This is a genomic window from Phycicoccus sp. Root101, assembly GCF_001426245.1.
GTDB lineage: Bacteria > Actinomycetota > Actinomycetes > Actinomycetales > Dermatophilaceae > Pedococcus.
Genome location: NZ_LMCM01000006.1, coordinates 148,840 through 173,525 on the forward strand (window position 1 = coordinate 148,840; position 24,686 = coordinate 173,525).

Below are 24,686 nucleotides of genomic sequence, written 5' to 3' on the forward strand. Positions count from 1 at the left end.
CGAGTCAGGGGGCTTCTCAACCTGGGTCAGGGGGAGACCAGGCCGGCCCGCGTCCGGGTGGGAACACGGTAGCGGCCAAGGCCCTCGATGCCGAGAGCCTTGGCCGCTACGCGTGGAACTACTTGATTTCCTGGTCCGGGACGATCTTGCCGCCGGTGACCTTGTAGGCCCAGACGGAGACCTCGGCCGGCTCACCCTTGGCGTCGAACTTGACGTTCTTGGTGACGCCCTGGGCGGAGTAGGAGCCGATGAAGGCCGTCATGTCCGCCGAGGTGGTCTTGCCGGCCTTGATGCCCGCGAGGAACACGTTGGCCGCGTCGTAGGCCTCGGCCGAGTAGGTGGCCGGGTCGGAGTTGTACGCCTTCTTGTAGGCGGCCTGGAACTCCGGAGCCTTGTCCGGGGGGAGGCAGGGGCAGGTCACGATGGCACCCTCGGCCGCCGCACCGGCGCCCTTGATGAAGCCGTCGTCCTTGACACCGTCAGCCGCGACGAACGTGCCGGTGAAGCCGCCGTCCTTGAGCTGCTTGGCCAGCTTCGAGGCGTTCGAGTAGTAGCCGCCGTAGAAGAACACGGTGGCACCCGAGGACTTGGCCTTGGTCACGGTGGCCGAGAAGTCGTCCTGCTTGCCGTCGGCAGCGGTCTCGTCCGAACCCGCGACCGCGGAGCCGAGGTCCTTCTTGACGATGTCGGCGAGGCCCTTGCCGTACTCGGACGTGTCGTCGGAGACGAAGACCTTGGTGGCCTTGAGGGTGTCCTTGATGTACTTCGCGGCCGCCGGGCCCTGCGTGGCGTCGTTGCCGAGGATGCGGTGGAAGGTCTTCCAGCCGTTCTCGGACAGCGCCGGGTTGGTGGCGGAAGCGGAGATGGTGTTGAGGCCGGCCTGCTCGAAGATCGGGTCGGCAGCCTTGGACTCACCGGAGAAGGCGGGGCCGACGATGCCGACGAGCTTCTTGTCGGTGACGGCCTTCTGGGCCAGTCCGGGGGCGATGGCCGGGTCACCCTGGCTGTCGAACGAGGTCAGCGTGACCTTGCAGTCGGCGTTCTTCTCGTTGTACTGGGAGACGGCGAGCTCGGCACCGTTCTTGATGTTGATGCCGAGGTTCGCGGCGTCTCCGGTCAGTGCACCGAAGAAGCCGATCTTGAGGTCGCACGCCTTGCCACCGCTGGTGGATCCGGCGTCGTTGGTGGTGCCGCCACAGGCACTCAGTGCGAGCGCAGCCGCCACGAGGGGCGCGCCAATCTTGAACACGGAACGCAAGAGTCCTCCTGAAGTCACATGGTGCACGTGGAGGCAGCAGGGTCACAGCGCCCACGGTTCCCCGGATGGGGTGTGTGCAGACTATGACGCCGGACGTCGCCCGGTTGGGGACTTCGGCCTCAGGCGTGATCGTGTCGTTATCACAGGTCTTACTGTTTGGCCGCGTCAGACGACGACATCCTCCGGCCATGTAGGAGCGGTGGGACGACGATCTCCGTGAGGCGAACTCGGCGGACCTTTCGTACGTATACACAGCATGGCGCTGCATACTCGGCGCCACGTGTCTGTCCCCGAAGGGCCATCCCACCGAAAGGCGTACCCATGACCCACCTCGACGACGAGCCCACCACCGCCCCGCCTGCCCACGATGCCTCGGTCTCGCGCCCCAGCCGCCGGGTGGTCCTGGCGTCCGCCGGTGCCGGGGTCGGTGCGGTGGCCCTGGCCGGCTGCGGCTCGGCCCAGGACGCCGCCAACACGGCCGTCAGCAGCGCCTCGGACGCGGCGGCCGGCGCCGTCAAGGACGCCATCTCCAAGGCGACCATCCCCGTGGGCGGTGGCAAGGTGTTCGCCGACCAGAAGCTCGTCGTGACCCAGCCCGCCTCCGGTGAGTTCAAGGCGTTCAGCGCCGTCTGCACCCACCAGTCCTGCGTGGTCGCGGACGTCGCGGACGGCACGATCAACTGCGCATGCCACGGCAGCAAGTTCGACATCACCACGGGTGCCGTGAAGAACGGGCCCGCCTCGTCGCCGCTGCCGGAGAAGAAGGTCACCGTGAGCGGTGACGGGATCTCCGTCACCTGAGCCGACAACGGCGTCGGCCGGGGGTGTGCTCCGCAGGCCCGCGGGGCACACCCCTCGACGTGGGCGGCGTCGGTGCCGCTCCATAGAGTGGGGCCGTGGCTGATCCGACGACCTACCGTCCTGCGCCGGGGGAGATCCCCGTCGACCCGGGGGTCTACCGGTTCCGCGACTCGGCCCGGCGGGTCATCTACGTCGGCAAGGCCAAGTCCCTGCGCCCGCGGCTGTCCTCGTACTTCCAGGACCTGTCCGCCCTGCACCCGCGGACCGCGACGATGGTCACCACCGCGGCCAGCGTCGAGTGGACCGTCGTCTCCACCGAGGTCGAGGCCCTGCAGCTCGAGTACTCCTGGATCAAGGAGTTCGACCCGCGGTTCAACGTCAAGTACCGCGACGACAAGTCCTACCCCTACCTCGCGGTGACGATGGGGGAGGAGTTCCCCCGCGCGCAGGTGATGCGCGGTGCCAAGCGCAAGGGCACCCGGTACTTCGGCCCCTACGCCCACGCGTGGGCCATCCGCGAGACGCTCGACCTGCTGCTGCGGGTCTTCCCGGTGCGCACCTGCTCGTCCGGCGTGTTCAAGCGGGCCGGCCAGGTCGGCCGCCCGTGCCTGCTCGGCTACATCGACAAGTGCTCGGCGCCCTGCGTCGGCCGGGTCAGCCCGGAGGAGCACCGGGCCATCGCCGAGGACTTCTGCGACTTCATGGCCGGCAACACCTCACGGTTCGTGAAGCGGCTCGAGCGCGACATGGCCGCCGCGTCCAAGGAGCTCGAGTTCGAGCAGGCGGCCCGGCTGCGCGACGACCTCGTCGCCCTCGGCAAGGCGCTCGAGAAGTCGGCCGTCGTCCTCGGTGACGGCACCGACGCCGACGTCTTCGCCCTCGAGGACGACGGCCTCGAGGTCGCCGTCCAGGTCTTCCACGTCCGCGGCGGACGGGTGCGCGGCCAGCGCGGCTGGGTGGCCGAGATGGACGCCGAGACCGTCCCCGAGATCGTCGGTCACCTGCTCCAGCAGGTGTATGGCGGGGAGTCGGGTGAGGGGGTGCCGCGCGAGGTGCTCGTCCCCGTCCTGCCCGACGACCCGGGGGCGGTGTCGCTGTGGCTCGGTGCGCTGCGGGGCTCCAACGTGGACCTGCGCGTGCCGCAGCGCGGGGACAAGCGCACCCTGCTCGAGACCGTGCACCGCAACGCCAAGCAGTCCCTGGCCCGCCACAAGCTGGCCCGGGCCGGTGACCTCACGGCCCGCAGCGTGGCCCTGCAGCAGCTGCAGGAGACCCTCGACCTGACCGACGCACCGCTGCGGATCGAGTGCTACGACATCAGCCACATCCAGGGCTCCCAGGTGGTCGGGTCGATGGTCGTCTTCGAGGACGGCCTGGCCCGCAAGAGCGAGTACCGCCGGTTCGTCATCCGTGGCGAGCAGGTGGACGACACCGCAGCCATGGACGAGGTGCTGACCCGACGGTTCAGCCGCTACCTCGAGGAGCGCGACCAGTCCGCGGACCTCGAGCTCGGGCCCGACCCCGAGGCAGGTCCGGAGCGGATCGACCCCGACACGGGCAGGCCCAAGCGTTTCGCCTACCCGCCCAACCTCGTCGTCGTGGACGGTGGTCTGCCCCAGGTCAACGCGGCCAAGGCGGCGCTGACGGCCCTGGGCATCGACGACATCGCGGTCGTGGGCCTGGCCAAGCGGCTGGAGGAGGTGTGGGTGCCGGGCCAGGACTACCCCGTCATCCTGCCGCGCACCAGCGAGGGGTTGTACCTCCTGCAACGGCTGCGCGACGAGGCGCACCGCTTCGCGATCACCTTCCACCGGCAGCGCCGGTCCAAGGCAATGACCGCCAGCGTGCTCGACGCCATACCCGGACTGGGGGAGACCCGGCGCAAGGCCCTGCTGCGGCACTTCGGGTCGGTCAAGAAGATCCGGGCGGCGACCGCCGAGGAGCTCACCGAGGTTTCTGGCATCGGGCCTGCGCTGGCGGCCACGATTGCGGCAGAGTTGGCCTCGCAGGGGTCGGGCACTCCGGCCGTCAACCTGATGACGGGCGAGATCATCGACGAGGACGGAGCAGGGCAGTGACCAGCGCGGCAGGGACAGGCCCCGACGAACCGGACGAGGCGACCCCGTCCCGACCCGAGCTCGTCATCGTCACCGGCATGAGCGGGGCCGGTCGCTCCACCACGGCCAACGTCCTCGAGGACTCCGGCTGGTACGTCGTCGACAACCTGCCCCCGCACCTGCTGGTCTCCCTCGCCGACCTCGCCAGCGGCGTGGGCCGCAGCGCGGAGCTGCCGAGGATCGCGGCCGTCGTCGACGTGCGGGCCCGCGGGTTCTTCGCCCACCTGCAGACCGCGCTCAACGAGCTGCGACTGCGGGACTGGCACCCCAACCTGGTCTTCCTCGATGCCACCGACGAGGCCCTGGTGCGCCGGTTCGAGTCGGTGCGGCGCCCGCACCCGCTCCAGGGGGACGGCCGCCTGCTCGACGGCATCGTCCGTGAGCGCGAGATGCTGGCCGACCTGCGCGCCGTCGCGGACGTCGTCATCGACACGTCCGGGCTGAACGTCCACCAGCTCGCGAAGAAGGTGCACCCCGTCTTCGCCGACGGCGGGTCCGGCCCGAAGGTCCGGCTCGCGGTGATGTCGTTCGGGTTCAAGTACGGCGTCCCTCTCGACGCCGACTTCGTCTTCGACATGCGCTTCCTGCCCAACCCGTTCTGGATCCCCGAGCTGCGCAACTTCACCGGTCAGGACGCCCCGGTGTCGGAGTTCGTGCTCGGACAGGAGGGCGCGGGCGAGTTCGTCGAGCGGGTGGGCGCCCTCATGGAGCCGGTCGTGGCCGGCTACGTCCGCGAGGGACGGCGGTACGCCACCGTCGCCGTCGGGTGCACGGGCGGCAAGCACCGCTCGGTCGCCGTGGCCGAGGCGCTCCGGACCCGGTTGGCCAGCGACGACGTGGCGACCTTCGTCGTCCACCGGGACCTGGGGCAGGAATGACGGGTCCCGCGGTCGTCGCCCTCGGGGGCGGGCACGGCCTGGCAGCCTCACTCGAGGCCCTCAAGCTGGTCTGCGACGAGATCACGGCCGTCGTGACCGTCGCGGACAACGGTGGCTCATCGGGACGGTTGCGCGACGAGTTCGACGTGCTCCCGCCCGGTGACCTGCGGATGGCCCTCACGGCGCTGTGCGACGACACCGAGTGGGGCCACACCTGGCGCGACGTGCTGCAGCACCGGTTCCGGGGCGACGGGCCGCTCGCCGGCCACGCCCTCGGCAACCTGCTCATCGCCGCGCTGTGGGACCTGCACCACGACCCCGTGACCGGGCTCGACCTCGTCGGGCGGCTGCTCAACGCGCGGGGGCGGGTGCTGCCGATGGCGGCCGTCCCGCTGGAGATCACCGCCCAGATCGCGGGCACGGACCCGGCCGACCCGGAGCGCGTCGACACGGTCCGCGGCCAGGTCGCGGTCGCCAGCACCCGCGGTCAGGTGCGCAGCATCGCGCTCGAGCCCGCCGACCCCCCGTCGGCGGCCGAGACGATCGACGCGGTCCGTGAGGCGGACTGGGTCATCCTCGGCCCCGGTTCGTGGTTCACCTCGGTCATGCCCCACCTCATGGTGCCGGCGTTGCGTGACGCCCTCCACGACACGGCGGCCAGGCGGTTGCTGACCCTGAACCTCGAGCACTCGGGCGAGACCGCCGGGTTCTCCTGCGCCCGCCAGGTCGACGCGCTGGCCGACCACGCCCCCCGACTGCGGCTCGACGTCGTGCTCGCCGACCCGGGTGCGGTCGACGACGAGGACCAGCTGCGCGAGGCGGCGGCGCGGCTCGGTGCGGAGGTCGTCGTGGCGGCGGTCGCCCAGCGCAGTGCACCGGGGCACCATGACTCCCTGCGACTCGCCGCGGCGTACCGTGACATCTTCGGGTGACGACGCCCCGACCGGGCGAGCACCCGGGAGCAGGACCGACCAAGCGGGGCCCACGGACCCCACCGAAGCACCACGGCGAGATGGCAGGATGACGGCATGGCGATGACGGCGCGGGTCAAGGACGAACTGAGCAGGCTCGACGTCACGAAACCGTGCTGCCGCAAGTCGGAGGTGGCGGCGACCCTGAGGTTCGCGGGCGGCCTGCACATCGTCGGAGGCCGCATCGTCGTCGAGGCCGAGCTCGACACGGCCAACGCCGCCCGACGGCTCCGCAAGAACATCGGCGACCTCTACGGCCACCCGTCCGAGGTGCTCGTCCTCGCTGCCGGAGGCCTGCGCAAGGGCAGCCGTTACGTCGTGCGGGTCGTGCAGGACGGTGAGGCCCTGGCTCGCCAGACCGGCCTGATCGATGCGCGGGGTCGTCCCGTCCGGGGTCTGCCGCCGAAGGTGGTCAGCGCCTCGGCGTGCGACGCCGAGGCGGCCTGGCGTGGCGCGTTCATCGCCCATGGCTCCCTGACCGAGCCCGGGCGCTCCTCTGCCCTCGAGATCACCTGCCCCGGCCCGGAGGCCGCCCTGGCGCTCGTCGGTGCCGCGCGCCGCCTCGGCATCCAGGCGAAGGCCCGTGAGGTCCGTGGGGTGGACCGTGTGGTCATCCGCGACGGCGACGCCATCGGCGCGATGCTGACCCGGCTCGGCGCCCACGAGGCGGTGCTCGCGTGGGAGGAGCGCCGGATGCGGCGTGAGGTGCGGGCCACGGCCAACCGCCTGGCCAACTTCGACGACGCGAACCTGCGCCGCTCGGCCCGCGCGGCCGTCGCGGCCGGGGCGCGGGTGCACCGTGCCATGGAGATCCTCGGCGAGGAGATCCCCGACCACCTCCGCGAGGCCGGTGAGCTGCGGCTGCAGCACAAGCAGGCCTCCCTGGAGGAGCTCGGCCAGCTGGCGCAGCCGCCGATGACCAAGGACGCGGTGGCCGGGCGGATCCGACGGCTGCTGGCGATGGCCGACAAGCGGGCGCAGGACCTCGGCGTCCCCGGCACGGACGCCAACCTCACGCCTGACATGCTGGACGCATGACACAGATCGCCGTCGTCGGCACGGGGTACGTCGGCCTGTCCATCGCCGTGCTGCTGTCCCGTCGGCACCCGGTCGTCGCCCTCGACATCGACGCCGGTCGCATCGCGGGCCTGCAGGAACGTCGCAGTCCCATCCACGACAGCGAGATCGAGGCCGCCCTGGCGTCCGAGGACCTCGACCTGACGTTCACCACGGACCCGGCCCTGGCCTACGCCGGCGCCGAGTTCGTCGTCGTCGCGACACCGACCGACTACGACCCCGAGACCAACTACTTCAACACGTCGTCGGTCGAGTCCGTGCTCAAGGACGCCGCGGCCCACAACCCGCAGGCCACCCTCGTCGTGAAGTCGACCGTGCCCGTCGGGTTCACCCGCGACGTGTCCGACCGCCTGGGGCTCGACTCGGTGGTCTTCAGCCCCGAGTTCCTCCGCGAGGGCAAGGCCCTGTGGGACCTGCTGCACCCGTCCCGGATCGTCATGGGCGAGCGCAGCGACCGGGCCCAGCGGTTCGCCGACCTCCTCAGCGAGGCGGCCCTGACCGACGACGTCCCGGTGCTGCTGACCGACAGCACCGAGGCCGAGGCGATCAAGCTGTTCGCCAACACCTTCCTCGCGATGCGGGTGGCCTTCTTCAACGAGCTGGACACCTTCGCGGCCACCCACGGCCTCGACAGCCGGCAGATCATCGACGGCGTGGGGCTGGACCCTCGCATCGGCAGCCACTACAACAACCCGTCCTTCGGGTACGGCGGATACTGCCTGCCCAAGGACACCAAGCAGCTGCTCGCCAACTACCAGAACGTCCCCCAGAGCCTCATCGAGGCGATCGTCCACGCGAACGCCACGCGCAAGGACTTCGTCGCGCAGGACATCCTGTCGAGGCGTCCGCAGGTCGTCGGGATCCACCGGCTCATCATGAAGGCCGAGTCCGACAACTACCGGTCCAGCAGCGTGCAGGGGATCATGAAGCGGATCAAGGCCAAGGGCGTCGAGGTCATCGTCTTCGAACCGGCCATCGCCGATGACCACTTCTTCGGGTCGCGCGTGGTCCGTGACCTCGCGGAGTTCAAGGCCGAGGCGGACGTGATCGTGGCGAACCGCGTGGTCGCCGAGCTGGCCGACGTCGCCGACAAGATCTACACGCGCGACCTCTTCGGCGGCGACCAGTAGCTGGCCCCGGCACCTGGCTGCGTCACCGTCAGGTTGCCCGGAGGTTACCGGCCCGTACACCGGACCGTCCTGTCGGCGTGGGACCACCATCCAATAGGGTCGGGAGCGACTCCTCGTGCCGCGTCACGCGGCACACCGTCCCCACCTGAGAAGGACTTGGCACAGTGACTGTTCGCGTAGGAATCAACGGCTTCGGCCGCATCGGTCGCAACTTCTTCCGCGCCGTCGTGGCGTCGGGAGCCGACATCGAGGTCGTGGCCACCAACGACCTGATGGACAACAAGACGCTCGCCCACCTGCTCAAGTACGACTCCATCCTCGGTCGCTTCCCGGGTGAGGTGACCTACGACGACACCTCGATCACCGCTGGTGGCAAGACCTTCCGCGTCTTCGAGGAGCGCGACCCCGCCAAGATCGACTGGGCCGCAGTGGGCGCCGACATCGTCGTCGAGTCGACCGGCTTCTTCACCGACGCGACCAAGGCCAAGGCCCACATCGACGGTGGCGCCAAGAAGGTCATCATCTCCGCGCCGGCCTCCAACGAGGACATCACGATCGTCATGGGTGTCAACGACGGCGAGTACGACGCCTCGAAGCACACCATCATCTCCAACGCGTCCTGCACGACGAACTGCCTGGGCCCGATGGCCAAGGTCCTCAACGACGAGTTCGGCATCGTCAAGGGCCTCATGACCACGATCCACGCGTACACCCAGGACCAGAACCTCCAGGACGCCCCGCACAAGGACCTGCGTCGGGCCCGCGCCGCCGCCCTCAACATCGTCCCGACGTCGACCGGTGCCGCCAAGGCCATCGGCCTGGTCCTCCCGGAGCTCAAGGGCAAGCTCGACGGCTTCGCCCTGCGCGTGCCGATCGCCACCGGCTCGGCCACCGACCTCACCTTCGAGGCCGGCCGCGACACCACCGCCGAAGAGGTCAACGCCGCCATCAAGAAGGCTGCCGAAGGCCCCCTCAAGGGTGTCCTCGTCTACACCGAGGACCCGATCGTCTCCAAGGACATCGAGACCGACCCCGCCTCCTGCATCTTCGACGCGGGCCTCACCAAGGTGATCGGCAACCAGGTCAAGGTCATCGGCTGGTACGACAACGAGTGGGGCTACTCCAACCGCCTCGCGGACCTCGTCACCCTCGTCGGCAAGTCCCTCTGACGCATGCGGTCGATCTCCGAGCTGGGCGACCTGCGCGGAAAGCGCGTCCTCGTCCGGTCTGACCTCAACGTGCCGCTGGACGGCGCACAGATCACCGACGACGGCCGCATCCGTGCGTCCGTCCCGACGATCAAGGCCCTGTCCGAGGCGGGCGCACGCGTCATCGTGTGCGCCCACCTCGGGCGGCCCAAGGGAGCGCCCGAGGACCGGTACTCCCTGGCGCCCGTGGCGGCACGCCTCGGCGAGCTCCTCGGTCGCGGCGTCACCTTCGCCACAGACACGGTGGGGGAGAGCGCCCGGTCGGCGGTCGACGCCGCGCAGGACGGCGACGTCGTCGTTTTGGAGAACCTTCGCTTCAACGCGGGGGAGACGGCCAAGACCGACGAGGAGCGCGCCGAGTTCGCGGGTCAGCTCGCCGGGTTGGCCGAGGCCTTCGTCTCCGACGGGTTCGGGGTGGTGCACCGCAAGCAGGCCAGCGTCTACGACGTGGCCCGTCTGCTGCCGTCCGCGGTGGGTGGCCTCGTCGAGACCGAGGTGGGTGTCCTCAAGCGCCTCACCGAGGACCCCGAGCGCCCGTATGCCGTGGTGCTCGGCGGTGCGAAGGTCTCCGACAAGCTCGGGGTGATCGACAACCTGCTCCAGACCGCAGACCGCCTCCTCATCGGCGGCGGCATGGTGTTCACCTTCCTCGCCGCCCAGGACTACGAGGTGGGCAAGAGCCTCCTCGAGGCCGACCAGCTCGACGTCGTCCGCGGCTACATCGAGCAGGCCAAGGAGCGCGGCGTCGAGATCGTCCTCCCCGTCGACATCGTCGCCGCGACGGAGTTCTCGGCGGACGCCGAGCACGACGTGGTGCCGGCCGGCGCCATACCGGCGGACCGGATGGGGCTCGACATCGGACCGGAGTCCGGAGTCCTCTTCGCCGAGAAGCTCAAGGACTGCCGGACCGTGTTCTGGAACGGCCCGATGGGCGCGTTCGAGATGGAGCCGTATGCCGCGGGCACGGCCGCCGTGGCCAAGGCCCTGGTCGAGGTCACCGAGAAGGGCGCCCTCACCGTCGTCGGCGGTGGCGACTCCGCGGCCGCCGTGCGCCAGCTCGGGTTCGAGGACGCGCAGTTCGGCCACATCTCCACCGGCGGTGGCGCGAGCCTGGAGTACCTCGAGGGCAAGGAGCTCCCGGGGCTCACGGTCCTCGACGAGACCGGACCCGACCACCAGACCGCGCCCGACACCACCAAGGACCCCGCCTGATGGCAGCCAAGACCTCCGGACGCACGCCGCTCATGGCAGGCAACTGGAAGATGAACCTCGACCACCTGCAGGCCACCCACCTCGTGCAGAAGCTCGACTGGACCCTGCGCGACGGCCGGCACGACTTCAAGGCCGTCGAGGTCGTCGTCCTCCCGCCGTTCACCGACCTGCGCTCGGTGCAGACCCTGATCGACGGTGACCGGCTCGAGCTGCGCCACGGCGCACAGGACCTGTCCGCGCACGACCCGGGCGCGTACACCGGCGAGATCTCCGGGGCGTTCCTGGCGAAGCTCGGCTGCACCTACGTGACGGTCGGGCACAGCGAGCGGCGCGAGTACCACGCCGAGAGCGACGAGGTCGTCAACACCAAGGTGAAGATGGCCTACAAGCACGGCCTGACGCCGATCTTCTGCGTCGGGGAGGGCCTCGAGGTGCGCCAGGCCGGCGAGCACGTCGCCCACGTCCTCGCCCAGGTCGAGGCCGGCCTCGCCGGCGTCACGGCCGAGCAGGCCAGGTCGGTCGTCATCGCGTACGAGCCGGTCTGGGCCATCGGCACGGGTGAGGTGGCGACGCCCGAGGACGCCCAAGAGGTGTGTGCGGCGATCCGGACCAAGCTCGCCGAGCTCTACTCCGGTGACCTCGCCGACGCGGTGCGCGTGCTCTACGGCGGGTCGGTCAAGGCCAACAACGTCGCGGCCATCATGGCCCAGGAGGACGTCGACGGCGCCCTCGTCGGTGGGGCCTCGATCGTGCCGGAGGAGTTCTCCTCGATCTGCCGGTACCGCGACCACAACAAGACGAGCTGAACCCCGCGCCGACCGGCGCGGCAGGAGCTCGGTCGGGCCGTTCGGCGCGGTCGGTTCAGCCCGGCGCGGCAAGAAGGTATCCTGACCGCTGCTGCCTTTACGGTGGCGAACTGTTGTCGACGAAGATGGGTGAACCGTGGAAGCCGTACGCATTGGCCTGCAGGTCCTGCTGGTCATCGGTGGTCTGATCCTGACCTTGCTGATCCTGCTGCACAAGGGCAAGGGTGGCGGCCTGTCCGACATGTTCGGTGGTGGCATGTCCACGTCGCTGGGTTCCTCGTCCGTGGCCGAGCGCAACCTCGACCGCTTCACGGTCGCGGTCGGCGTCATCTGGTTCGCCTGCATCGTCGGCATCGGTCTCATCGACCGCTTCTCCGCCTGACCCGAAAGGAAGCACTCCAACATGGCAGGTGGCAACGCAATCCGAGGCAGCCGAGTCGGCGCCGGACCTATGGGCGAGGCGGAGCGCGGCGACGCAGCTCCCCGAGTCTTCGTCTCCTACTGGTGCGCCAACGGCCACCAGATCCGTCCCAGCTTCGCCGAGGAGCCCGGGCTCGTCGTCCCCGAGACCTGGGACTGCCCGCGCTGCGGGTTCCCCGCCGGCCAGGACGAGGCGAACCCCCCGGCCCCGCCGAAGGTGGAGCCGTACAAGACGCACCTGGCCTACGTGAAGGAACGTCGTTCGGACGCCGACGGCAAGGCCATCCTCGACGAGGCCCTGGCCACGCTGCGCGACCGCAAGCTCATCCAGTAGCACGACGCACCTGCGCCGAAGGGCGCCGCGGACCACGGTCCGCGGCGCCCTTCGCGCAGGTCGGGGGCTGCGTCAGCTGCGGGCCGAAGGATCGGGCGCAGCAGGCCCGGGTCCGCCGGAGCCTCGGCAAGCAGCAGATCCGGACTCCCCGCAGGTTTGAGCCGGCTGCGACCGGGGCACACACCACGTGGGCGGACGACCACCGCCGCCCCTCACGCCTGCCCCACCCGAGGAGAGTGCTCCGTGGCTCCCCAGCCCCCCGGTCCCGCCCCACGCTGGGTCCCGCTCGGACCCCGTCCTGCGGGCACCCCGAGCGGCCACGACGAGACGTCCCTGCTCGACAGGGCCCGACGCGCGGCGGGCGATGTCCCGGCGGCCCTGGCGCTCCTGCCCGATCTCGCGGACACCCCGTTGCCCGGGCACGGGGACACGGCCCGGCTGTGGGAGGTCCTGGCGTCACTGGCCTGTGTCGACCTCACCGTCGCCCGTGTCGCCGAGCCCCACCTGGACGCCCTGGCCATCCTCGACCAGGCAGCCGTCGTGGTCTCCGCTGCCGCCACGACGTGGGGGGTGTGGGCCGCGCACGCCCCCGGCGCCCGCCTCGAGGCGACCCCGAACGGCGACGGCGGATGGCGGCTCGACGGAACCAAGCCGTGGTGCTCGCTGGCCCAGCACCTCGACCACGCGGTCGTCACGGCCCACACCTCGGAGACGACCCGCCGGGCGTTCGTCGTGGACCTGCACCACCCCGGCGCAACGCACGACGACCCGCGTGGCTGGGTCTCGCGGGGCCTGGTCGACCTCGTCTCCGTGGCCACGCACTACGACGGGGTGCCCGCCACCCCCGTCGGCGAGGACGACTGGTACCTCACGCGACCCGGCTTCGCCTGGGGCGGCATGGGGGTGGCCGCCTGCTGGTACGGCGCGGCCGTCGGCCTCGCGCGCACCCTCGCTGCGGCCGGGGGGCGACGTGAGCCCGACCAGGTGGCCCTCATGCACCTCGGAGCGGTCGACGCGAGGCTGCACGCCGCCCGAGCCGTCCTGGCGGAGGCCGCCGCTGCGGTGGACGCCGGGCAGGCCGACGGTGCGGCGGGTGCGCTGCTGGCCTCCCGGGTCCGCGCGGTGGTGGCGTCGGCCGCGGAGGACGTGATGGTGCGGGTCGGGCACGCCCTCGGTCCCGGCCCGCTCACCTCCGACGAGGCGCACGCCGCTCGAGTCGCCGACCTGACCGTCTACCTGCGCCAGCACCACGCCGAGCGTGACGACGCGGCCCTGGGCCGGCAGGCATCACCCCACTGGGTGGGTATGGATCCGGATGGCGCGCCGGACCGGACGCCGGACCGGACGCCGGACCGGGCGCAGTCGGGTGGCTCGGCGTGACGGCCTCCCCGCAGGACACGCGACCGGCGGACGGGTTCGACCCGAACGCACCGGGCACCCCCGAGGAGCACTGGACCGCGGCCATGCAGGAGGCAGCGGCACCGGTCACGGCCGTCGAGCTGCTTCCCGCAGGGGTCGACGTGGTGGTGCTGTCGGCGCACCCGGACGACGAGTCCCTGGCAGCGGCAGGGCTCATGGCCGCCGCCTCCGCGCTGGGACGTCCGACCACGGTGGTGGTCGCCACGTCGGGGGAGGGGTCGCACCCCGCCTCACCCACCCACACCGCCGAACGGCTGGCCGGCATCCGTGAGCGTGAGGTCGCTGTGGCGGTGGCAGCCGTCGCCCCCGGCGCCACCCTGGTCCTGCTCCGCCTTCCCGACGGGGAGCTCGGGCAGCACCGGACGGGCCTCACGGAGGCGTTGACCGACCTGGTCGGTGCGGACACCGTGGTCGTGGCGCCCAGTCGCCATGATGGCCACCCCGACCACGAGGCTGCCGGGGAGGTCGCCGCCCGTGTGGCTGCCGCGGCAGGGGCGACCCTCGTCGAGTACCCGATCTGGCTGTGGCACTGGGGGACCCGGGACGACCTGGCGGGCAGGGACCTCGTCCGGCTGGCCCTCGACCCGGCGGCCCGGACCGGCCGCGAGGTCGCCCAGCGCGCCCACGTGTCCCAGGTCGCGCCGCTGTCGGACCAGCCCGGTGACGAGGTCCTTCTCCCGGCGCACGTCCTGGCCAGGTTCGCCCGCCCCCACGAGGTGTTCGTTCGGACGCTGCCTGACCGGGGAGTTGCCGCGCCGGTGAACGAGTCCTTGCCCATGCAGCGCACTCGCACGGAGCCCACGCGGACGCAGCCCACGCAGACACGCACGGCGCCCGGCGGCCCGGCCGGCGCGCAGGACGCCGTCTTCGACGCGATGTTCGACGAGTCCGACGACCCGTGGGGGTTCGAGTCGAGATGGTACGAACGCCGCAAGCGTGCCGTCACCCTGGCTGTGCTCCCCAGGGCCGACCTGGGGCGGGTCCTCGAGGTGGGCTGCTCTACCGGGGTGCTCACGGCTGAGCTGGCAGCCCGTGCAGCCACCGTGCTCGCCACCGACCTCAGCGCCGAAGCGGTGCAGCGCGCCCGGCAACGCCTGGACGGTGACCCGACGGTGACTGTCGCCCAGCTGCGCGCCCCGCAGGAGTGGCCGCCGGGCACGTTCGACCTGGTCGTGCTCTCGGAGATCGGGTACTTCTGGGACGCCGACGAGCTGCACCGGGCGCTGGGCCTCGTCGTCGCGTCGCTGGCCGAGGACGGGCTCGTCCTGCTGTGCCACTGGCGTCACCCCGTGAGTGGCTGGCCGCTCGACGGCGACGACGTGCACGCGGCTGCCGTGGCGCTGCCGGGGCTGGAGGTCGTCGTCAGCCACGTGGAGGAGGACTTCCGGGTCGACGTGCTGGCCGCCGGGTCCTGGCGGACGCCGGCGACGGCGGAGGGCCTGACGTGACCGGGCTGACCTCGGTGGTCGTCGTGGTGCCGGCCCGCGACGAGGAGCTCGTGCTGCCCGACTGCCTGCGGTCGCTGGAGCGCGCTGTCGGCGCGCTCCGTGCCGCGCGCCCCCATGTTGCGGTGACCGTCCTCGTCGTGCTGGACCGCTGCACCGACGGCTCGGCCGAGGTGGTGGCGCGGCACCCGTGGGTCCGGAGCCTCGACTCGTCGGCAGGGCGCGTCGGCACGGCCCGGGCTGGCGGTGCCGCGGACGCGCTGCGCGACGCCACCGACCCCCGCGAGGTCTGGCTGGCGAGCACGGACGCGGACAGCGTCGTGCCCCCGCACTGGCTCACGGCGCAGGTCGAGCTCGCCGAGGGCGGGGCCGACCTCGTCCTCGGCACCGTGGAGCCCGAGCTCGTCGACGACGGCCTGCTCGGCCGGTGGCGACAGCGCCATCGGCTCGGCGAGGGCCACCCGCACGTGCACGGAGCCAACCTCGGGGTACGGGCCTCGCGGTACCTCGAGGTCGGCGGCTTCCCTGCCGTCGCCCTGCACGAGGACGTCCTGCTCAGCGAGGCGGTCAAGGCGACCGGCGCAGCCTGGGTCGCGACGGACGCCACCCGGGTGCGGACGTCAGGACGCCTCGACGGCCGCGCCCGGGGAGGGTTCGGGACCTACCTGCGCGACCTGGCCGCCGAACCGGACCCAGCCGTCGTCGTGCCGTGAGCCGGACGGCTCAGGACAACTCGGAGGCCGCCTCGGCGTCGAGCAGCCACAGCGTCTCCTGACGCCCCTTGACCTGGGCCGCGGAGGACTGCGCCGGCGCAGCCCCGGCGACCGAGACCTTGACCGCATGCGCCTTGTCGGCACCCGCCACGATGAACCAGGTCCGGTCCGCCCGGGCCAGGGCCTCGAACGTCAGGGTGATCCGCGTCGGTGGCGGCTTGGGCGAGTCGTGCACGGGAGCAGCAGCCACCCCGCTCGTCAGCTGGTCGGGGTGACCGGGGAAGAGGGAGGCGACGTGCGCGTCGGGGCCGACCCCGAGCAGCAGCACGTCGAACGTCGGAGACGGGGCGCCGTCGCCCGCGGCGGCCGCCAGCTCGGCGGCATACCGCTGCGCGGCCGCAGCCACGTCGTCACCGTCGGGGCCGTCCGGGCCCGGCATGGCGTGGACCTTGGCCGGGTCGAGCGGGACGGCATCGAGCAGCGCCTCCCGGTTCTGCGTCTCGTTGCGGTCGGCGTCGCCGGCCGGCAGGAAGCGTTCGTCGCCCCACCACACGTGCAGGTTCGCCCAGTCCACGGCGTCGCGCGCCGCACTGGCCGCCACGGACGCGAGGATCGCCGAACCCATGGTCCCGCCGGTGAGGACGACGTGCGCCTCACCGCGGGCCGTCTGGGCGTCGACGAGGGCGGTGATGAGCCGCGCCGCCGACGCGTCGGACAGCAGCTGCTTGGTCGCGTGGACCAGGACGACCGGTTCGCCCGTCACGAGTCCGCCTTCCTGGGTGCGGCCTTCTTCGCCCCTGCCTTCTGCGCCCTTGCCTTCTGCGCCCCTGCCTTCTGCGCCGCCGACTTCGTGGCAGGAGCGGTCCGGGCGGCCTTGGCCTTGTCGAGCTTGCGCGCGGCAGCCTTCTTCACCGTGGCCGTGGTGCTCGGCTTCTGCTCGGGGTCGGGTGCCTGGACCATCGCCGAGCTGCCGGTCCTGTGGGCGCGCGACAGCTTGCGAGCCTCGGCCGCGGCCTCCTCGGTGGACGGGGCCTCGCCCTCGCGGATGGCCTCGCTGGCGGTGACACCCTTGCGGCCGACGCGGGGAAGGCCCTTGCGGATGGTCTCCTCGTAGATGTCGTCCGGGTCGAGGCGACGCAGCTCGTCGGCGAGGCACTCGGCCGTGGCGCGACGGGCGAGGGTGATGCGCCGCACCGGCTGACCGGGCTGGCTCAACGTGGCCACCGTGCCGTCGGGGCGGACCAGGTCGACCGGGCCGCTCTTGCGGTCGAGACGGACGCTGATCATGCCCGTACCAGCGCGGCTGCGAGCGCGAGTCACCTTGCAGCGCAACGTCTGCGCGAGCCACCCGGCGAGCAGGTCGGTCGAGGGGGAGTCGCTGCCACCGGTCACGGTGGCCTCGGTGACCGGCTCGAACGGACGCTGGTCCAGCGCCGCCGCGAGCAGGCCGCGCCACAGGGTGACGCGCGTCCACGACAGGTCGGTGTCGCCACCGGCGTACGTCGCCGCGCGGTTGAGCAGGGCGTTGCGCGGGTTCTTGGCCTCCGCGGCATCGGTGACGCGGCGCTGGGCCATCGAGCCGATCGGGTCCTTGGACACGTTGGCCGGGGCCTCGCGCGGCCACCAGGCCACGACCGGGGAGTCGGGCAGCAGCAGGGGCGTCACCACGCTGCGGCCGTGGTCGGCCAGCGGACCGTAGAGGCGGGCCACGACGACCTCGCTGGCGCCGGCGTCACCACCGACCCGGATCTGGGCGTCGATGCGTGAGGCGCTGCGCTTGTTGCCGATGACGACGGCGATGATGCGGCAGGGGTGCTGCCGGCTCGCGTCGTTGGCGGCCTCGATGGCCTCGTCCGCGTCCTGCTCGTCGACGACGATGATCAGGGTGAGCACGCGGCCGAGGGCCATGGCGCCGGTGTCCTGGCGCAGGGCCACCAGCTTCTTGCTGATCGCCACGGTCGAGGTGCTGGGCAGGTCGATGATCACCGGGGTCCCCGATCAGTATTGGAGGAGCGCAGCGGGGCGGGTCCCACGCTCTGCGTGGGCGAACTGAGTGGGGTGGTCAAGGCATTCTCCAGACGCGTCCGTCGCGGTGCATCATCTCGTCGGAGCTGTCAGGTCCCCAGCCGCCCGAGAGGTACGGCTCGACGGGACCCTTCTGCTTGGCCCAGAACGCCTCGACCGGGTCGAGGATCTTCCAGGACAGCTCGACCTCCTCGTGCCGCGGGAACAGCGGTGGGTCGCCGAGCAGCACGTCGAGGATGAGCCGCTCGTACGCTTCGGGGCTGGACTCGGTGAAGGCACGGCCGTACCCGAAGTCCATCGTCACGTCGCGCACCTCCATCTGCGCACCGGGCACCTTGGCTCCGAACCGCATGGTGATGCCCTCGTCGGGCTGAACGCGGATGACGATGGCGTTCTGCCCGAGCTCCTCGGTGGCCGTGTCGTTGAACGGCAGGTGCGGGGCCTTCTTGAACACCACGGCGATCTCGGTGACCCGCTTGCCCAGGCGCTTGCCCGTGCGCAGGTAGAACGGCACGCCCGCCCAGCGGCGGGAGTCGATCTCGAGCTTGAGCGCGGCATACGTCTCCGTGCGGGAGCCGGAGGCGACGCCGTCCTCGTCGAGGTAGCCGCCGACCTCCTCGCTGCCCTGCCACCCGGCGGCGTACTGCCCACGAGCGGTGGCCTTGGCCAGGTCCTTGGGGAGGCGGACCGCGGAGAGGACCTTCTCCTTCTCGGCGCGCAGGTGCTCCGCTGCGAAGGAGACGGGCTCCTCCATGGCGGTCAGTGCGAGGAGCTGCAGGAGGTGGTTCTGGATGACGTCGCGGGCGGCACCGATGCCGTCGTAGTAGCCGGCGCGGCCACCGATGCCGATGTCCTCGGCCATGGTGATCTGCACGTGGTCGACGTAGTTGGCGTTCCAGACCGGCTCGAACATCTGGTTGGCGAAGCGCAGGGCCAGGAGGTTCTGGACCGTCTCCTTGCCGAGGTAGTGGTCGATCCGGAAGACCGAGTCGGCCGGGAAGACGCCCTCGACGATGTCGTTGAGCTCACGCGCACTCTTGAGGTCGTGGCCGAACGGCTTCTCGATGACGACGCGGCGCCACGAGTCGCCCTCGGGACGGCTCAGGCCGGAGCGCTCGAGCTGCTCGCACACGGTGGAGAACGATCCCGGCGGGATGGACAGGTAGAACGCCTGGTTGCCGCCGGTGCCGCGCTCCTCCTCCAACGACTTGACCGTCTCGGCCAGCAGGTCGAAGGAGTTGGGGTCGTCGAACGTCCCGGGGACGAACCGGAACCCCTCGGCCAGGTTGCGCCACACGCTCTCGCGGAACGGCGTCCTGGCGTGGGCCTTGACCGCGTCGTACACGATCTTGCCGAAGTCCTGGTCGGCCCAGTCGCGTCGGGCGAAGCCGACGAGCGAGAAGCCCGGCGGCAGCAGGCCACGGTTGGCCAGGTCGTAGATGGCCGGCATCAGCTTCTTGCGGGCCAGGTCGCCGGTGACCCCGAACAGCACCAGACCACAGGGGCCGGCGATTCGGGGGAGGCGCTTGTCACGCGGGTCACGCAGCGGGTTGCTGTCCTGCGTCACACGGGTGGGACTCATGCACTGCCCTTCGTGTCGTCGTCGGCAGCCGGGACGGCGAGGGCGGTGAGTGCCTCGCGGACCTGGGCCAGGCCGGCGTCGTGGTCGGTGAGGTGGAGCTGCAGGACCGGGCGACCGTGCTCGGCGAGGACCTGGGCGTCACCCGCGGCCTGAGAGGCCACGAAGTCGCCGAAGCTGAACTCGCGCCCCGGGATCGGCAGGTCCGCGTGGGGGGCGGTCGTCACCTGCAGGTAGACGCCGGTGGCCGGGCCGCCCTTGTGGAACTGGCCGGTGGAGTGGAGGAAGCGGGGCCCCCAGCCGAACGTCACCGGACGGTGCGTGCGGCGTGCCAGCCCTGGCCGCACGGAGGCCAGGTCCGCGTCGGTGATCCGGTCGAGGTAGGCCATCACCGCGAGGTAGCCGCGGGCGGGGTCGAGCTGCCGCAAGAGGGCGTCGAGCGCCTGGGGCACGGTCGTGGCGTCGCCGAGCCAGTCGCCACCCAGGGCGCGGATCTCCACGGCACCGTCGGTGGCTGCGGGCTCGTCGCCCGAGCCCATGCCCTGGTCCAGCAGCGCGCGAGAGGCCTTCTTGGCGCTCTCGACGTCCGGCTGGTCGAACGGGTTGATGCCGAGCAGCCGGCCGGCGGCCGCGGTGGCGACCTCCCACAGCAGCAGCTGGGCGCCGAGGGGCCCGGTCACCTCGATCGAGGAACGGTCGGCGTGCACCTCCGCGTCGGTGTCGACCGCGTCGTCGTCACCGGTGAGGCGCACGACGGTGACGTCGGGATCCGGGTGGGCGACCTCGGGGTCGTCGAGGGAACCCACGACGACGGGCAGGATCCCGGTGCCCTGCTTGCCCGTGCTCTCGGCGATGAGCTGCTCGGCCCAGTCGGCCAGGCCGACGATGCCGGAGCCGTCGTCGACGAGGACCAGCTTGTCGCGCAGGGGGTTCGTGGCCGCCATGGCAGCACCCAGGCGCAGGGCCGGGTTGCCGTCGTCGTCGGCGCTCAGGACGTCCGCGACGGCCTCGGCGTCGTCGAGCACGCCCTCGATGTCGGCCCCCGCCAGCCCCGACGGGACCAGCCCGAACGCGGTCAGAGCGGAGTAGCGTCCGCCCACGTTCGGGTCGGCGTTGATGACGCGGTAGCCGTCGGCGCGGGACTGCTCGTCGAGCGGGCTGCCCGGGTCGGTGACGACGACGATGCGGCTCGTGGGGTCGATGCCCTTCTCCTCGAACGCCGCCTGGAACGCGCGGCGCTGGGAGTCGGTCTCGACGGTGGACCCGGACTTGCTCGAGACCACGACCGCGGTGCGCTCGAGCTCGACGATCGCGTCGCGGACCATGTCGGGCTGCGAGGAGTCGAGGACGACCAGGTCGACCCCGGCCGTCCCGCAGATGACCTCGGGAGCGAGGGACGAACCGCCCATGCCGCACAGCACGATGCGGTCGACACCCTCGCCACGGAGCTGGTCGCGCAGGGCCGCGATCTCACCGAGGAGCGGCCGCGACGTGCGGGCGAGGTTCACCCACGACAGGCGGATGGCCGACTCGGACTCGGCCTCCGGACCCCAGAGCGTCGCGTCCTGGGCGAAGAGCTTGCTGGCGAACTGCGCCTCGACCAGGGCCGGGACGGATGCGGCGATCGCGTCCGCGGCGGGGCCGGAGGCGACCACACCGAGCGAGGTCACCGGTCGACCTGCTCCGAGTGGCCGGACTCGTTGTCGGGCGCGTCCGTGCCGACGTCGGCGCGAGCGAGGTCGATGTCCTTCTGGACCTCGTCGAGCAGCTCGCCCCACGCGACCTCGAACTTGTCGACGCCCTCGCGCTCGAGCTGGGCCGTCACGTCGGCGTACGAGACACCCAGGCCCTCGAGGGCGTCGAGCACCTCGGCGGCGTCGGCGTAGGCGCCGGTCACCGTGTCACCGGTGACCTCGCCGTGGTCGACGACCGCGTCGAGCGTCTTCTCGGGCATGGTGTTGACGGTGTTAGGGGCGACCAGCTCGGTGACGTAGAGCGTGTCGGAGTAGGCCGGGTCCTTGACGCCGGTGGAGGCCCACAGGGGACGCTGCGCGTGGGCGCCGTCGTCCTCGAGGTTCTTCCAGCGCGGGGTGGAGAAGACCTCCTCGTAGGCCTGGTAGGCGAGGCGCGCGTTGGCGACGGCCGCCTTGCCCTTGAGGGCCTTCGCCTCGTCCGTGCCGATCGCGTCGAGTCGCTTGTCGATCTCGGTGTCGACGCGCGAAACGAAGAACGACGCGACGGAGTGGATCGTCGACAGGTCCTTGCCCTTCTCCCGTGCCTGCTCGAGGCCGGTGAGGAAGGCGTTCATGACACCGCGGTAGCGGTCGAGGGAGAAGATCAGCGTCACGTTGACGCTGATGCCCTCGGCCAGCACCTGCGAGATGGCCGGCAGGCCCTCGACGGTCGCGGGGATCTTGATGAGGACGTTGGGGCGGTCGACGGCCTCGACGAGGGTCTTGGCCTCGGCGACCGTCTTGGCGGTGTCCTTGGCCAGTCGCGGGTCGACCTCGATCGACACGCGGCCGTCGACACCGTCGGTGGACTCGTAGAGCGGGAGGAACAGGTCGCACGCGTTGCGGACGTCCTCCGTGGTGAGGCCGAACACGGTCTCGTCCACGGTCTTGCCGTCGGCGGCGAACGCGCGCAGGTCGGCGTCGTAGCGGTCGCCCTTGGCGAGGGCGGCCTGGAAGATCGAGGGGTTCGTCGTGACGCCGACGACGCCCCGGTCGATGAGGTCCTTGAGGTTGCCGGTCTCGATCCGCTCGCGCGACAGGTCGTCGAGCCAGACGGAGACGCCCTGGTCGGCGAGGGCCTTGAGTGCGTTGTCAGTCACAGTGGGTCACTTCCCTTTGGATGCAGCGCTCTTCGTTGCGGCGCTGCGCTTGGTCGTGGTGTCGGTCGCCTTGGTCGGCGAGACGCCGGCGCGGGGCCGGGTCTGGTTGACGGCGGGCGCGACGCTCTTGCGCGCGGTGGCCCTGGCGTCCTTGAGGGAGTCCTTGGCGGCCTTCACGACGGCCTCCGGGGTGATCCCGAACTCGCGGTACAGCGTCTTGTAGTCGGCCGAGGCACCGAAGTGCTCGAGGCTGATGCTGCGACCCGCGTCGCCGACCAGGTCGTGCCAGCCCATCGACACGGCGGCCTCGACGCTGACGCGCGCCCGGACCTCCGGGGGGAGGACACGGTTCTGGTAGGCCTTGCCCGACTGCTCGAACCACTCGCGACACGGCATGGACACCACACGAGTTGCAACGCCCTGGCGCTTCAGCGATTCCCGTGCCTCGAGGGCGATCGCGACCTCGGAGCCGGTGGCGATGAGGATGACGTCCGGGGCCGACTTGCCGTCCTTGCCGCCGTCGATGAGGACGTAGGCGCCCTTGGCCGCGTTGGCGGCCTTGGCGTAGACCTTGCGGTCGAGGACGGGCACGTTCTGCCGCGTGAGCGCCAGCGCCGCCGGGCGGGCGTTGCGCAGGACCTGGCCCCACACCGCCGCCGTCTCGTTGGCGTCCGCGGGGCGGACGACGTCGAGGCCCGGTATGGCGCGCAGCGAGGCGAGGTGCTCGACCGGCTGGTGGGTGGGCCCGTCCTCGCCGAGGCCGATGCCGTCGTGCGTCCAGACGTAGGTGACGGGGAGCTGCTGGATGGCAGCGAGCCGCACCGCGGGACGCATGTAGTCGGAGAAGACGAGGAAGGTGCCGCCGTAGGGGCGGGTCAGTCCCTCGAGCGCGATCCCGTTGAGGATCATGCCCATGCCGTTCTCGCGGATGCCGAAGTGCAGGGTGCGACCGTAGGGCCCGCCCTTCCACTCGCGGGTCTGGCGGTTGCGCGGGATGAAGGACGGCTCGCCCTCCATCGTCGTGTTGTTGGACTCGGCGAGGTCGGCGGAGCCACCCCACAGCTCGGGCATCACGCCGGCGAGGGCGCTGAGCACCTTGCCGGACGCGGCGCGGGTCGCCATGCCCTTGGCCTCGTCGGCCTCGAACACCGGCAGCGCCGCGTCGAGCCCGGCCGGGAGGTCACCGGCGACGAGGCGGTCGAGCAGTCCCGCACGGTCCGGGTTGGCCTTGCGCCACGCGGCATACGTCTTGTCCCACGCCTTGTGCGCCGCCTTGCCGCGCTTGCCCGCGAGGCGGGTGTGGGCGAGGACCGCACGGTCGACCTCGAAGGTCTTCGCGGGGTTGAAGCCGAGCAGCTCCTTGGTGGCCGCGATCTCGGCGTCGCCGAGGGCGGAGCCGTGCGACTTGCCGGTGTCCTGCTTGGTGGGCGACGGCCACGCGATGATCGTGTGGAGCTGGACCAGGGTCGGCCGGTTGGCCTTCTTGGACTTCTCGAGGGCCGCGAGCAGTGCGTCGACGTTCTCGACGTAGCTGGCGCCGTCACCGTCGCCGCGCCAGTCGACGTCGACGACGTCCCAGCCGTACGCGCGGTAGCGCGCCGCGACGTCCTCGGAGAACGAGATGTCGGTCTGGTCCTCGATCGAGATCTGGTTGGCGTCGTAGATGACGGTGAGGTTGCCGAGCTGCTGGTGACCCGCGAGCGAGCTGGCCTCGGCCGACACGCCCTCCATGAGGTCGCCGTCGGAGGCGATGACCCAGATGTGGTGGTCGAAGGGGCTCTCGCCGGCCTTGGCGTCGGGGTCGAGCAGGCCGCGCTGGCGACGCTGCGCCATGGCCATGCCGACGGCGGACGCGAGGCCCGAACCGAGGGGACCGGTGGTGATCTCGATGCCCGTGGTGTGGTGCACCTCGGGGTGCGCCGGCGTCTGGGATCCCCACGTGCGCAACGACTTCAGGTCGTTGAGCTCGAGGCCGTACCCGGACAGGAACAGCTGCACGTACTGCGTCAGGCTCGAGTGCCCGGCCGACAGGACGAAGCGGTCACGACCGAGCCAGGCGGCGTCGGTCGGGTCGTGCCTCATGACGTTCTGGTAGAGCAGGTAGGCCGCGGGGGCCAGGCTCATGGCGGTGCCGGGGTGGCCGTTGCCGACCTTCTGGACGGCATCCGCGGCGAGCAGTCGAGCGGTGTCGACCGCACGCACGTCGAGGTCGGTCCAGCCGGCCTTGCGGGCCACGGGACGGCGCAACGACGTGCTGCGCTTCCTCACGGCGGTGGCCTTGGTGGAACGGGTGGTGGTGGGCACTGACGGTTCTCCTCACACTGAGTTGCACAGGCGGTCGAGGCTTCGGTCCGAGACTAGTCCTGAGCGTGACCGTCGTCGCATCCAGTCCCGGCGTTCGGCTCGCTCCGGACGGGGATAGACTTGCCCCGCCCGTGAGACCCCCAGCAGCACCCGCGA

Annotated in this window: 21 protein-coding genes; 14 read left to right on the top strand and 7 right to left on the bottom strand. The window is 71.4% G+C overall.

Translation table 11 applies throughout. The annotated features are described in order from the left end of the window. Positions 1-118: 118 nt before the first annotated feature. Positions 119-1,249, bottom strand: coding sequence for a branched-chain amino acid ABC transporter substrate-binding protein (locus tag ASC58_RS08040; protein ID WP_056914311.1), 1,131 nt, complete (start codon positions 1,247-1,249; stop codon positions 119-121). Positions 1,250-1,579: 330 nt separating this feature from the next. Between ASC58_RS08040 and ASC58_RS08045 the strand changes: the two genes are divergently transcribed. The 14 genes from ASC58_RS08045 (at position 1,580) to ASC58_RS08110 (ending at position 15,789) form a co-directional block, all read left to right on the top strand. Then, positions 1,580-2,059 carry a Rieske (2Fe-2S) protein gene (locus ASC58_RS08045; RefSeq protein ID WP_056918944.1) on the top strand — a complete coding sequence of 160 codons (480 nt, stop codon included), beginning with the start codon at positions 1,580-1,582 and terminating at the stop codon, positions 2,057-2,059. Positions 2,060-2,154: 95 nt separating this feature from the next. Beyond that, a complete protein-coding gene (gene uvrC, locus ASC58_RS08050; protein WP_056918945.1) occupies positions 2,155-4,137 on the top strand; it encodes an excinuclease ABC subunit UvrC in 1,983 nt (660 codons plus the stop codon). Further along, entirely contained in the window at positions 4,134-5,054 is a 921-nt protein-coding gene (gene rapZ / locus ASC58_RS08055) for an RNase adapter RapZ (RefSeq protein ID WP_056914313.1), read from the top strand. Before uvrC ends, rapZ begins: the two co-directional genes overlap by 4 nt. Beyond that, complete coding sequence (gene yvcK / locus ASC58_RS08060) at positions 5,051-5,986, top strand: uridine diphosphate-N-acetylglucosamine-binding protein YvcK (protein ID WP_056914314.1); 936 nt, start codon at positions 5,051-5,053, stop codon at positions 5,984-5,986. Before rapZ ends, yvcK begins: the two co-directional genes overlap by 4 nt. 96 nt (positions 5,987-6,082) lie before the next feature. Continuing rightward, the gene (whiA, locus tag ASC58_RS08065; protein ID WP_056914315.1) at positions 6,083-7,063 is read left to right on the top strand and encodes a DNA-binding protein WhiA; all 981 of its coding nucleotides are present in this window, start codon (positions 6,083-6,085) and stop codon (positions 7,061-7,063) included. After that, on the top strand, positions 7,060-8,232 hold the full coding sequence (locus ASC58_RS08070) for a nucleotide sugar dehydrogenase (RefSeq protein WP_056918946.1): 1,173 nt from the start codon (positions 7,060-7,062) through the stop codon (positions 8,230-8,232). The genes whiA and ASC58_RS08070 overlap by 4 nt, the downstream gene beginning before the upstream one ends. Positions 8,233-8,396: 164 nt before the next feature. After that, complete coding sequence (gap, locus tag ASC58_RS08075) at positions 8,397-9,401, top strand: type I glyceraldehyde-3-phosphate dehydrogenase (protein ID WP_056918947.1); 1,005 nt, start codon at positions 8,397-8,399, stop codon at positions 9,399-9,401. Positions 9,402-9,404: 3 nt separating this feature from the next. Beyond that, on the top strand, positions 9,405-10,652 hold the full coding sequence (gene pgk, locus ASC58_RS08080) for a phosphoglycerate kinase (protein WP_056918948.1): 1,248 nt from the start codon (positions 9,405-9,407) through the stop codon (positions 10,650-10,652). Then, positions 10,652-11,458: a triose-phosphate isomerase gene (gene tpiA / locus ASC58_RS08085; RefSeq protein WP_056918949.1), complete on the top strand. Its 807-nt coding sequence runs from the start codon at positions 10,652-10,654 to the stop codon at positions 11,456-11,458. The genes pgk and tpiA overlap by 1 nt, the downstream gene beginning before the upstream one ends. A gap of 136 nt (positions 11,459-11,594) precedes the next feature. Beyond that, a complete protein-coding gene (gene secG / locus ASC58_RS08090; RefSeq protein WP_056914320.1) occupies positions 11,595-11,840 on the top strand; it encodes a preprotein translocase subunit SecG in 246 nt (81 codons plus the stop codon). Positions 11,841-11,861: 21 nt separating this feature from the next. After that, positions 11,862-12,212 (top strand): RNA polymerase-binding protein RbpA, encoded by a 351-nt coding sequence (locus ASC58_RS08095; RefSeq protein ID WP_082553092.1) that lies wholly within the window; start codon positions 11,862-11,864, stop codon positions 12,210-12,212. Positions 12,213-12,455: 243 nt separating this feature from the next. Next, positions 12,456-13,592: an acyl-CoA dehydrogenase family protein gene (locus ASC58_RS08100; RefSeq protein ID WP_157598406.1), complete on the top strand. Its 1,137-nt coding sequence runs from the start codon at positions 12,456-12,458 to the stop codon at positions 13,590-13,592. Then, a complete protein-coding gene (locus ASC58_RS08105; protein WP_056918950.1) occupies positions 13,589-15,079 on the top strand; it encodes a bifunctional PIG-L family deacetylase/class I SAM-dependent methyltransferase in 1,491 nt (496 codons plus the stop codon). Before ASC58_RS08100 ends, ASC58_RS08105 begins: the two co-directional genes overlap by 4 nt. After that, the gene (locus ASC58_RS08110) at positions 15,076-15,789 is read left to right on the top strand and encodes a glycosyltransferase family 2 protein (protein WP_235529149.1); all 714 of its coding nucleotides are present in this window, start codon (positions 15,076-15,078) and stop codon (positions 15,787-15,789) included. The genes ASC58_RS08105 and ASC58_RS08110 overlap by 4 nt, the downstream gene beginning before the upstream one ends. A gap of 10 nt (positions 15,790-15,799) precedes the next feature. Here the strand turns inward: ASC58_RS08110 and pgl are convergent, their stop codons facing one another. From pgl to tkt, 6 genes are all read right to left on the bottom strand, one after another. Then, on the bottom strand, positions 15,800-16,552 hold the full coding sequence (gene pgl / locus ASC58_RS08115) for a 6-phosphogluconolactonase (RefSeq protein WP_056918951.1): 753 nt from the start codon (positions 16,550-16,552) through the stop codon (positions 15,800-15,802). Continuing rightward, entirely contained in the window at positions 16,549-17,775 is a 1,227-nt protein-coding gene (locus ASC58_RS08120; RefSeq protein WP_056914324.1) for a glucose-6-phosphate dehydrogenase assembly protein OpcA, read from the bottom strand. Before ASC58_RS08120 ends, pgl begins: the two co-directional genes overlap by 4 nt. Before the next feature lie 76 nt (positions 17,776-17,851). Next, on the bottom strand, positions 17,852-19,396 hold the full coding sequence (gene zwf, locus ASC58_RS08125; RefSeq protein ID WP_056914325.1) for a glucose-6-phosphate dehydrogenase: 1,545 nt from the start codon (positions 19,394-19,396) through the stop codon (positions 17,852-17,854). Beyond that, on the bottom strand, positions 19,393-21,063 hold the full coding sequence (locus ASC58_RS08130) for a hypothetical protein (protein ID WP_056918952.1): 1,671 nt from the start codon (positions 21,061-21,063) through the stop codon (positions 19,393-19,395). The genes zwf and ASC58_RS08130 overlap by 4 nt, the downstream gene beginning before the upstream one ends. Continuing rightward, positions 21,060-22,226 carry a transaldolase gene (gene tal, locus ASC58_RS08135; protein ID WP_056914327.1) on the bottom strand — a complete coding sequence of 389 codons (1,167 nt, stop codon included), beginning with the start codon at positions 22,224-22,226 and terminating at the stop codon, positions 21,060-21,062. The genes ASC58_RS08130 and tal overlap by 4 nt, the downstream gene beginning before the upstream one ends. Positions 22,227-22,232: 6 nt before the next feature. Continuing rightward, entirely contained in the window at positions 22,233-24,530 is a 2,298-nt protein-coding gene (gene tkt, locus ASC58_RS08140) for a transketolase (RefSeq protein ID WP_056918953.1), read from the bottom strand. Between the last annotated feature and the right edge of the window lie 156 nt (positions 24,531-24,686).